The sequence below is a fragment of the Microcystis sp. M_QC_C_20170808_M9Col genome (assembly GCF_007095495.1).
GTDB lineage: Bacteria > Cyanobacteriota > Cyanobacteriia > Cyanobacteriales > Microcystaceae > Microcystis > Microcystis aeruginosa.
This window is the reverse complement of sequence record NZ_SFBZ01000085.1, coordinates 1-10067: the sequence shown is the minus strand read 5'-3', so window position 1 is coordinate 10067 and position 10067 is coordinate 1. Positions and strand designations below refer to the sequence as shown.

Annotated in this window: 8 protein-coding genes; 5 read left to right on the top strand and 3 right to left on the bottom strand. The window is 45.8% G+C overall.

Features of this window, described 5'->3' with window-relative positions; all coding sequences use genetic code 11:
* Positions 1-283: 283 nt before the first annotated feature.
* Positions 284-2530, bottom strand: coding sequence for an IMS domain-containing protein (locus EWV68_RS05510; RefSeq protein WP_287169108.1), 2247 nt, complete (start codon positions 2528-2530; stop codon positions 284-286).
* Between the two features lie 47 nt (positions 2531-2577).
* Positions 2578-3783 carry an RNA-guided endonuclease InsQ/TnpB family protein gene (locus EWV68_RS05505; protein WP_287169107.1) on the bottom strand — a complete coding sequence of 402 codons (1206 nt, stop codon included), beginning with the start codon at positions 3781-3783 and terminating at the stop codon, positions 2578-2580.
* A 315-nt stretch (positions 3784-4098) separates the two neighbouring features.
* Between EWV68_RS05505 and pdhA the strand changes: the two genes are divergently transcribed.
* The 4 genes from pdhA (at position 4099) to EWV68_RS05485 (ending at position 8911) form a co-directional block, all read left to right on the top strand.
* Positions 4099-5133 carry a pyruvate dehydrogenase (acetyl-transferring) E1 component subunit alpha gene (gene pdhA / locus EWV68_RS05500; RefSeq protein ID WP_287169106.1) on the top strand — a complete coding sequence of 345 codons (1035 nt, stop codon included), beginning with the start codon at positions 4099-4101 and terminating at the stop codon, positions 5131-5133.
* 338 nt (positions 5134-5471) lie between these two features.
* Positions 5472-6254 (top strand): hypothetical protein, encoded by a 783-nt coding sequence (locus EWV68_RS05495; protein ID WP_287169105.1) that lies wholly within the window; start codon positions 5472-5474, stop codon positions 6252-6254.
* Between the two features lie 113 nt (positions 6255-6367).
* Positions 6368-7306, top strand: a complete 939-nt coding sequence (locus EWV68_RS05490) for a glycosyltransferase family 2 protein (protein WP_061432045.1) — start codon at positions 6368-6370, stop codon at positions 7304-7306.
* Between the two features lie 60 nt (positions 7307-7366).
* The gene (locus EWV68_RS05485; protein WP_287169104.1) at positions 7367-8911 is read left to right on the top strand and encodes a glycosyltransferase family 39 protein; all 1545 of its coding nucleotides are present in this window, start codon (positions 7367-7369) and stop codon (positions 8909-8911) included.
* 71 nt (positions 8912-8982) lie between these two features.
* Here EWV68_RS05485 and EWV68_RS05480 read toward each other — a convergent pair whose 3' ends face one another.
* Entirely contained in the window at positions 8983-9324 is a 342-nt protein-coding gene (locus EWV68_RS05480) for a DUF8822 family protein (protein ID WP_004162710.1), read from the bottom strand.
* Between the two features lie 34 nt (positions 9325-9358).
* Between EWV68_RS05480 and aat the strand changes: the two genes are divergently transcribed.
* Positions 9359-9940, top strand: a complete 582-nt coding sequence (aat, locus tag EWV68_RS05475) for a leucyl/phenylalanyl-tRNA--protein transferase (protein ID WP_004162709.1) — start codon at positions 9359-9361, stop codon at positions 9938-9940.
* The last annotated feature ends 127 nt before the right edge of the window (positions 9941-10067 follow it).

The following is a 10067-nucleotide window of genomic DNA, read 5'->3' as shown; positions in this document are numbered from 1 at the left end:
CGATTACTTTTTTTCTCAAGTCTAGGCTATAAGACATTTTTCTGTATGGGTTGCTCGTTTCTCTTGATTTTACCTTATTTTTCCCTCGTCTCACACTTATTTGAAATGACTATATCAGTTATCAGTTATCAGTTATCAGTTATCAGTTATCAGCTTTTTTCTCCCTGCTCCCTTCTCCCCACTTCCCCACTTCCCCACTTCCCACTGAAAAGGCTGCCATGCAGCCTTAATTGGGTGTGCGGGCAGCCTAAAGCCTAGTTTTTGGGGATTTAATCGGAAAAAATTAGGGTAAGACTTGGGTTTTTTCGATCAACCATTTATCTCCTTGCCGTACCAAATCATAGCGCAGGTTCAAGGACTCATTATAGGAACGATTGACAATTTCCTTGCCATTATGGAAATACATGGCCTTTTCGTTGACTATCGCTTCCACCGTCCCTAAATTAGGATTTTTCGCATTATTAGTAACTGAGCGCACATCCACTTGATGATCGTAGCGCCAATAGTTATTTCCCTGTAGAGCCGCCGCTCGTTTTTGCCAAATTTCCAAGGCTGAACCTGTTAAAACCTCTTTCAATTGCTCTTTTTGGTGTTCACTGCCAAAAGCCGCCGATTTTACCGCTAACCAAGCTTGAATCGTCTCCTTTGCTGTTTCCTTGTCCAAGGGAATTCCTTCCATCACTTCCGCCTTAGCCGAGGGAATTTCTAGTATGGGAGTATTTAAAGAAATCGGTAACTGTTCCCCTTGCAAGGCTGCCAAAGGAGATTGACTATCGACAATTGCCTTTACCCCCAGGGACAAAACCGCGATTGTTCCCACTAATCCTACCCCCAATATCGCCACTCGATCGAGTCGCAGTTTTCTGCGGGCTGGTCGTCTCCGTTTCGGTGCGACTACGGCAGTTTTTGCCGTTTCTAGGGCTGCCGGCCCGGAGTTGCCTGCTGCTTGGGGACGCGGGCGACTAGGACGACGACGGGGGGGATTAAGTGCCGGTTGACGATAGGCTGCTGTCACCACCACACTACCCTGAGTATAGGGGGTGAGAGTTTCCTCCTGAGCGGTGGCTCTCAGGGCAGGTACAGCAGTGCTTGTCCGCTCACCGTTAACTCTAGCTAAAGACGGTTTTTGGGGACGAGAGTGGGAAGAAGAATAAGCAGATTCCCTCATCGGTGTCACTCCTGGCACTGGGTTTAAATGGGTGGGGGGGGTGTGGGTTTTCAGAACATTTACTTCCGATTCTAAGGGTTCGCTGGCCTTTTCTCGAACCTCGACGGGAACTTTTTCGTCAGGAAAACCTGACAATTCTTCTAAATAATTTTGTACTTCTTCCTCGGCAAAATACTCTTTGAGTGAGGCTTTCCGCTCGACTAAATCACTAAAATGGCAGAAAACTTCTGTTTGTAACCAACGCTCACCGTAACGACATAGCCCGGGTAAAAGATCGGCAGATTGCCCGGATTGTTCCTTAATATAATTTAATATTTCTTGCTCTTGACTTTTTTCTAAAATTGTGCTTGCTCGTTCCGTCTGACCGAGCAGTAGGGCGCAGATCGATCGCTCTAGGGAGACATCCTGATGTTTTTGTAATTGCTGCAGGCGATCGCTGGCTGCGACAATAGCGGCGGGTTGTTTTTGGGCGAAACCGCGGGCGATCAAGGCATAGACCAGCAGATAATTACCCACCGCCGAGGGGCGTTGAGCCTCTTTAGCCCAGATTTTCTCCTGTTCGGCCTGAGTTAAATAAACCCGTAACTGTTGAATAAAGCGTAAAAAATTATCCACCCCCAAACCAGAGCGATCGTCGCCCTGGCCATCGATGCCGCCGCGAGCGGCCAACATCTCCTCCAAGAGATTTAAGCCGCGCTGACGGGCAAGACTAGGTTTTTTTTCTTGGGATAACAATTCCAGTATCCGGTAGGGGCGCAGGCGATCGCAATCATGGCGAATCTCGCTGGCCACTTGCGGGAACATTTGTTCTTGTTCCAACCAAGTCAGGGCTTTGGTTGCGGTGCTGGCCGCCTGTTCATAATTTTTATCCTGCCAATATTCCCGACTTAATTCCCCGTAGGCCAAAGCCAAGGTTAAGATCATGTCTGGGCGAGTAGTTGGCTCTAAATCTAGATAAGTTTCGGCCAAACGAATCACTAACTCGTATTCTCCCAACTCTTGCAGGATGAGCAAAGCTCCCACCAGATCGGCGGGGGCAATGGTAATCTGGGGAGTGAGATATTCCGGCGAAGCCGCAGCCGCCTCCCCAGCCTGAGAATCTAGGTTTTCGGCGCTGCTTTCTGGGTTGAGAAGCAAGGGATTGGGGTCGAAAAATTGAGCATCATAATCACGACGGCGATCCGCAGCACTTAACACTTGGTAAGCTTCATCTAACAAGTGCTGACGGGCAATGATCGCTGTTTGACTGTATTCTTGACGTGGCAATTGCCGTCCCCGGTCGGCGTGGGCCAAATCAATCTGCTCGGCACTCACCTGAAAGGGGATTCCCAATATCCTGTAGTAGTCAAGAGGAATGCGCACGGTTAGCTGTACCTCAACTCTGGAGAGTCCTTAGTAATCTACTCCCGTTAAAGCGTCAGCTTAACGGGAGCTTTCTGTAACCCTAAACTTATCGGGCAAGCCAATAAATTCGGCTCTCTGGGCTGGATTACACTCAGCCCCAAAAGTCTAATCATCTTGCTACCGTTCGCGTCTGCGTCACCAATCCAACCACAAGTCTTATTACTACACTTAAACGATTTTCCGCTTCTAATTCCGATATGTAGGCAACAATGACAGGTTTGAGAGGTATATCGTGGATTAACCGCGATAACCTCAACTCCTTCTTTAATGCCTTTGTATTCGAGAAATTGTCGAAGTTGATAGAAAGCCCAAGAGTTAGACCGTCTTCTCTCGGTCTTATTTCGTGGTTGTTGGTTGGTTCTCTCTCGAATACCGGTTAGGTCTTCAATAGCGATAATCGAGTTGGTTGATTTTGCCTCGGCAACGATAGCTTTACTGATTACATGATTTAAGTGCGCTTGGTATCTTCTCTCCCGCCCCGATAGCCGTTTCAATATCTCCCGACACCTACGCCTGGTGGATCTAGTGCCTTGAGACGCTTTCCTTTGCAGAGAAGCTCGAACGCGACTGTATTTATCCCTCGTTTCCTTGATTCCCTCCCCCGACCACGATTGATCGGTTGATGTTACCGCGATGTCACGACGGCCGAAATCGACCCCGATAATGTTATCCGCGTTGATAGGTTTCGGCGGTTCCGATTTTAGTTGGATGTGGACATACCAACCGCCGTCACGATGTAGGCAGATTTGAGCGGAGGTCGGATTTTGCCAGGTAAGTTTCCCCCGATGGTAATTGCTCGCTCTCAGGGGAATGGTTAACCGTTTCCCCGTGGTGCTAACAGTAATCGCCCAATCTTTCTCGACGAAACGGAAGGTTCGAGCGTCACAGTCGAAACTTGTTGGAGCAAAGTTCTTGACCTTCTTCCCTTGAAGTTTTGCTGTCAAACGATTAGCCGCCACCCGACCGCAAGCTCTGACAACGTGGTTAGCCGTCAGTCCGAACCGATCCTTAACGTCCTGATAACAGACAGCCTGAATCGAGTTCCGGTTAGTCAGCTGGGGGTTGACGTTCTCGTTAATCCAGCTACAAGCCGACGCAAAAGCCGTACAGGTATCGGACAGCGCTTGTTGTTGTTCGCTACATACTTGAAGCTTGATCACTAGCGTCAGGACTTGTTCCACGGCCTCAAAAAACTCACCAACAGGAAGCATAACATATTTAGAGTCGATGCGCTACGCGCGTTTTATACTGGTCGGCATTCCTCCGCCGCTAACCCGTAGGGTGTAACGGGGGCATCCTGCCGACATCTAAGGTGAATTAAATGATGTAAGTGAGAGCGGAGCGAGTAAAATAACAAGATACCATCTTATCCTAGCCAATCTCTGACTGACTAAGATTAGATTTGAGAGAGAAAATACCAAGAACCCCTTGGTTTAAGCCTAAAAAATTCACTGCCAGAATTCTCGAAAAATCTACCGCTTCCTCTCCCCTTGCCTTTTTGTTGTCTAAATGATACTACAGACCCTATGATTTCCGAACGTACTTTACCAACCTTTAATCCTGCTTCCATCATTATTACCAAAGCTGAAGGTCTTCGCCTATACGAGGATATGGTTTTGGGGCGGATGTTTGAAGATAAATGTGCCGAAATGTATTATCGAGGCAAAATGTTCGGTTTTGTCCACCTCTACAACGGTCAAGAAGCGATATCTAGCGGTATTATTAAAGCCTTGCGTCAGGGAGAAGATTACGTTTCTAGCACCTATCGCGATCACGTCCACGCCCTCAGTGCCGGAGTTCCCGCTAAGGAGGTAATGGCGGAGTTATTCGGCAAAGCTACTGGTTGTAGTAAAGGACGGGGCGGCTCCATGCATATGTTCTCCGCCGAACATAAGCTTTTGGGGGGTTACGCTTTTGTGGCCGAGGGGATTCCCGTCGCAACCGGGGCGGCTTTTCAGAGTAAATACCGTCGCGAAGCCATGGGTGATGCCAGTGCCGATCAGGTAACGGTCTGTTTCTTCGGGGATGGGGCGAGTAATAATGGCCAGTTTTTTGAGTGTCTGAATATGGCCGCTCTCTGGAAGTTGCCGATTATCTATGTGGTGGAAAATAATAAGTGGGCGATCGGTATGGCCCACGATCGAGCCACTTCTCAACCGGAAATCTATAAAAAAGCCAGTGTTTTTAGTATGGTCGGTGTGGAAGTGGACGGGATGGATGTGGTCGCCGTTCATGCCGCCGCCAGAGAAGCCGTGGCCCGCGCCCGCGCTGGTGAGGGGCCGACTTTAATTGAGGCCTTAACCTATCGTTTCCGGGGTCACTCTCTGGCAGATCCCGACGAGTTACGCAGTGCTGACGAGAAACAATTCTGGGGCGAAAGAGATCCGATCACTCGCTTTGCCGCCTACCTCTACGAGCGAGATCTGGCCACGAGAGAGGAATTAAAAGAAATCGAGCAGAAAATTCAAGCTGAAATCGAGGCAGCGGTTAAATTTGCCGAATCTAGCCCCGAACCCGATCCTAGTGAACTAACTCGCTTTATTTTCGCCGAAGACGAGTAATTTCAGTGATCGGTGATTAGTGATCGGTGATCAGCTGCTGAAGGCAAGAGGCAACAGGCAAGAGGCTCCCAAAAAGAATTTGGCAATTCTCCTACCTAAAAAGAAGGTTAGAAACTAAATACATCAAAGCTTTTAGCTTAACCAATTAGGTTTTAGATGCGGTCGAATTTCTTCTTGACTAATCACTGTTTACTGGTTACTGATCACTGATTACTTAAGGTATTCTATGAGGGGGAGAAGAAAAATCCCGCCTCGAAGATGCTTGTTGTTGAAAAAATCCGTAAAAAATAGTTGCGCTCTTGTATAATCCGCTAAAATCCAGAGAAATAGCTTTTGCCATGGCGACTACAGAAGCATTGAACCCCAGTCAGTTCTCACTCTTAACCAACCTCACCGCTGATCGTTCAAGTTCACCCAACCCACAACAAGAAATGGACAAAGTTATCATTCTCGTTAATGCCGAAGCTCAAGCCAGTGGTCAGATGTCTCGGCTATCGCCCGTTACCGAAAAGATGGTGATTGCCTTAAAAAATGCGGTTCCTAAATCCTTGGCGGTGGAGGTGACGGGGACGGCTTCTTTGTGGTCAAAAATGGAGTCGGGTAAAACCGGCCAAAATAATCTAATCTGGTGTCCCTTAACAATTCAATTACCCAATTGGGTGAATTTTCCTGGTAAAAAAGTTTATCAAGCTTGTCGGGATATCGAGGAAAGACGCACTTGGGTTGCCCATACCCTGCACTATAAAACCAGTCAGGGAGACTCTTCTTTTGGAGATCTTTGGTTGCCGATCACGGTGACATCTAAGGGTTTAGAATACGGTGAGGTGATCGGGGAGGGCATGATCCCTAACGCCTACAGTCAACCGATTAGTCTGGAAAGAGAGAGTCTTAAGTCTTTACATCGGCTGGCAGCGCAATTACTGGATAATTTACAGGCTCCTGCTTCTGTTTATTTGCTGCAGTTTCGTCTGGCTCATCGAGAAGTGGTTTTTGATCGTCTCTGGCCTTTTCCTGCTGCACCTGCGATCGCTTCCCTGCGCGGTCAACAGACGGATCTCTATGCAGCTTACTGGAATTGTTTACGTCAGCAAGCAATGGTCGATCATTCCTTGGCAATTTAAAAGCACTGTCTAGCAGTAATCTATTAAGTTGACAAAAGGGATACTTTAGCAGAATATTTAGAGCGTAGCGCCCGCCATAAAAACACGGCTTTTGTCCGTTCGACTTCTCGAAAATGCCGAAATATTCGCTAATTATCCCGATTTATAACGAGGAAGAAACCATTCCAGAACTCTATCGCCGTGTCAGTGCCGTCATGGATAGTTTAGATGATTCTGTGGAACTAATTCTGATTAATGATGGCAGTCGCGACCGCTCCTTAAATTTAATGCGGCAACTACAGGAAAGAGATGCTAGGGTCTGTTACATTAGCTTTGCTCGTAACTTTGGCCATCAGGCAGCAGTAACGGCAGGACTCAATTTCGCTAGGGGTCAAGTTATTGTTGTCCTCGATGCCGACTTGCAGGATCCACCGGAATTGATTCCCAAAATGATTGAGTCTTGGCAAGCAGGTTATCATGTGGTTTACGCCCAGAGAACAAAACGGAAAAAAGAAAGTTGGTTTAAACGCCTAACTGCCTACGTTTTCTATAGATTGCTGCGACAATTAGCCGACGTGGATATCCCTGCGGACACGGGGGATTTTTGTCTGATGGATCGTCAGGTAGTGGACCTATTAAATTCTATGCCAGAACGGAATCGTTATATTCGCGGTTTGCGCGCTTGGATTGGTTTCCGACAAACTGCTGTTAAATTTGAGCGAGATCCCCGGTTTGCTGGCGAAGTCAAGTACACTTTTAAAAAATCCCTAGCTTTAGCGATTAATAGCTTGGTGTCTTTTTCTAAGATTCCCCTGCGTCTTTCCACTTATTTAGGCTTATTTTCCGCTTTAATTGCCCTGTTTATGGCTTTACTGGTTCTCTACTGGCGCTTACAGCAACCCGACTCTCCCGTTACCGGTTTAGCTACTATCTTGATCGCCGTGTTTTTCTTGGGTTCGGTACAATTGATCAGTATTGGCATATTAGGGGAATATATTGGGCGAATTTACGAAGAAGTTAAGGGCAGACCAGCCTATACAATCGCTGAGATCGCTGGGTTGGAAATCAATTAAACTTTTCAAACAACTATCAATTAATTCTTGTTGATTGATGACCTACGGACAAATAAACTTATGATAGACCAGAAAAAATATTTACCTGATCAATCGGCCGCTAATTTCGGAAAGTTTTTGATTATCACTATTTTAGTGATCGGTATGGGATTGCGGTTTTTTCATATAGAGCAAAAAGTCTATAGTGCCGATGAAGTTAGAAGTATCATGCGTTTTTCGGGATACACGACTCAAGACGTGCGGGAGCAGGCTTTCAACGGTGAAATTATTGGCAGGAAAGACCTACAATATTTTCAACATCCTCATTCCGAACGCTCTCTATCCGATGCCTTGCGCTCTCTGATGGGCAATCCAGAACATCCTGCCCTATACCATTTGTTAGCGCGCTTCTGGATGCAGTTAATCCCCATCGAAAATTCCGCCAGAACTTTCTCGATTTTCTTAAGCATCTTAGTCATTCCTTGCCTTTATTGGTTATGCCTAGAATTGTTCGATTCCTCCCTAACGGGCTGGATAGCGATCGCTTTATTCGCTGTTTCTCCCTTTCAGATGCTCGTGGCTCAAAATACTACCCAGTATAGTCTTTGGACACTGTCAATTCTTTTATCGGCAATCACTCTTTTGCGAGCAATCCGTAAAAATACGCTTAAAAGTTGGCTCTGGTATAGCCTCAGTTTAGCCTTGACTTGTTATACTCATTTATTTTCTGCTCCTGTGGCCATCGCCCAAGCTTTATATGTGATTCTTCTCGAGAGATTGAAAATTACAAGAACAGTTGTTAGCTATGTATTGGCAGGTGTTGGCAGCTTAGTTTTATTTAGCCCTTGGCTATTCGTGATTTTTACCAACCTAGACAAAATTGATCGCAATACCCAATACTATCGACAGTTTAAGACTAATATCATCGAAATATCTCAAACCTTATTCCGTCATGCTGGTCATGTATTCGTGGATTTCTTTCACCGCAAAGGCAGATTAGAATCGGCTTTTCATCTATTAATATTATTATTAGTGGTTTATTCTCTTTACCATCTCATCCGATACACTTCGCCGAAAGTTTGGTTATTCCTAATAACTTTGATTGTTGTTCCTACACTGTTTCAAATTGTACCTGATTTATTAAAACCATCGATCCGCTCCCTACAAGCCAGATATTATCTACCAGTTTTTCTGGGAATGCAGATGGCTATATCCTACCTGATTGCCAGTTATATCGGATCAAAGTCCCCAAAAAATTGGCTTCACTATTTAGGACAACAAATCTTGCTAATTTTCCTGCTACTAGGTATAGTATCAGGTGTATTTCTCGGGTTAACTTCTGATGCGGGTTTAGACGATCAAAGAGGTACAGCCAGTGGAGTTAATCTAGAAATCGCCCCTGTTTTAAACTCCATGACCAAGCCGATAGTTATCAGCAATAATACCCCTAGTTTCTTTTTGTCATTATCCTATTTAGTTAACGATCGAGTTAAGTTTCAATTATTTCAGAACCGCGATGTGGAATCCTGGCGGCAAAAACTCAATCTCAAGGAATTAGCCCAAAACTATAGTAATATCATCGTGGCACATCCCCAAGAAAATTTTGTTAACTTCTTAAATGAGTAATACCCCATTCGTACAAAAAAATTAGCAGAGCAGCTAATGGAAATTAAACTCCAATAACAAAGAAAAACTGTCTAACTTTGCCCACAACAGCGATCGATCCCTAAACTATCTAAAATTAAATCACTGACAGCGTTAGCGATGGCAAATTCACTATAAAAACTTTCGCGAAAATCAAAAGCTTGCATCTCGGTAACGATCGCAATCACCAAGCTACCGAGATCGTTTTCCCCTTCCAAACGCTGACGCAGAAAAATTTGACTAGCACGTTCAGCGATAGTTTCATTAATAGCTTCGGGAATAAATTCCGCATCTAACCAACGATGTAAAGCGGTGCGCAGCCAAGTTTGTTCCTGTTGGGGATTTTCGATCGGTGGTAAAGTAATAGGCGGAATTGGTGGGGGATGATCAGGCATAATTAGAGAATGATCAGGCTACGAGACTGAATTCTTGGGGGGAGTCGTGGATACCGCCTCTATTATACAAGGATACGCACGCGGTTACTTTCTCATGGCCGATGAGGGGGGCAGATTGGATTGGTATTCTAGTAAAAATCGCGCTCTTATCCCTCTTGATCGGCGTTTTAGGTATCCCAAGTCCCTAAAACGAGTTTTGAATCAAAATCGCTTTACCGTGGCTATTAACCGCGATTTTGCTGGGGTTTGTGCCGGTTGTGCCGATCGCTCGCTGACTTGGATTTCCCCGGAGTTAATGCAAATCTATCAGCAATTACACCAGGCCGGTTGGGCCTACAGTTTCGAGACTTGGCAAGGGGATCAATTAGCGGGGGGGATTTTAGGTTTGGCCATTGGCGGGGTTTTTATCGGGGAATCGATGTTCTATAAAATTCCCGATGGTTCTAAGGTAGCCATGGTCAAGCTAGTCGAACACCTTAGAGAACGGGATTTCTGTCTATTTGATGCCCAAATGCAAAATCCCCATCTGGCTAGATTTGGCGCCTATACTATCTCCGAAAAAGAATATCATCCCCTACTTGAAGGCGCTCTGTTGAAGCATTGCCATTTTGTTTAAGTAGGGTTTGCTGAATAAATCTAAAAACCTTGTTGGATAAGACTTTTGGACTTTTTTCCCCTCAAAAAGTGCCAGCCATTGCGGGGATCGGGGGGAAAATTCCTGGACTTTTTCCCTGAAAATTAGG

Bases quoted from the DNA above. Each gene is read 5' to 3' on its own strand.
- pdhA (WP_287169106.1), top strand. From the start codon at position 4,099: ATGATTTCCGAACGTACTTTACCAACCTTTAATCCTGCTTCCATCATT.
- EWV68_RS05490 (WP_061432045.1), top strand. From the start codon at position 6,368: ATGCCGAAATATTCGCTAATTATCCCGATTTATAACGAGGAAGAAACC.
- EWV68_RS05485 (WP_287169104.1), top strand. From the start codon at position 7,367: ATGATAGACCAGAAAAAATATTTACCTGATCAATCGGCCGCTAATTTC.
- EWV68_RS05505 (WP_287169107.1), bottom strand. From the start codon at position 3,783: ATGCTTCCTGTTGGTGAGTTTTTTGAGGCCGTGGAACAAGTCCTGACG.
- EWV68_RS05480 (WP_004162710.1), bottom strand. From the start codon at position 9,324: ATGCCTGATCATCCCCCACCAATTCCGCCTATTACTTTACCACCGATC.
- EWV68_RS05495 (WP_287169105.1), top strand. From the start codon at position 5,472: ATGGCGACTACAGAAGCATTGAACCCCAGTCAGTTCTCACTCTTAACC.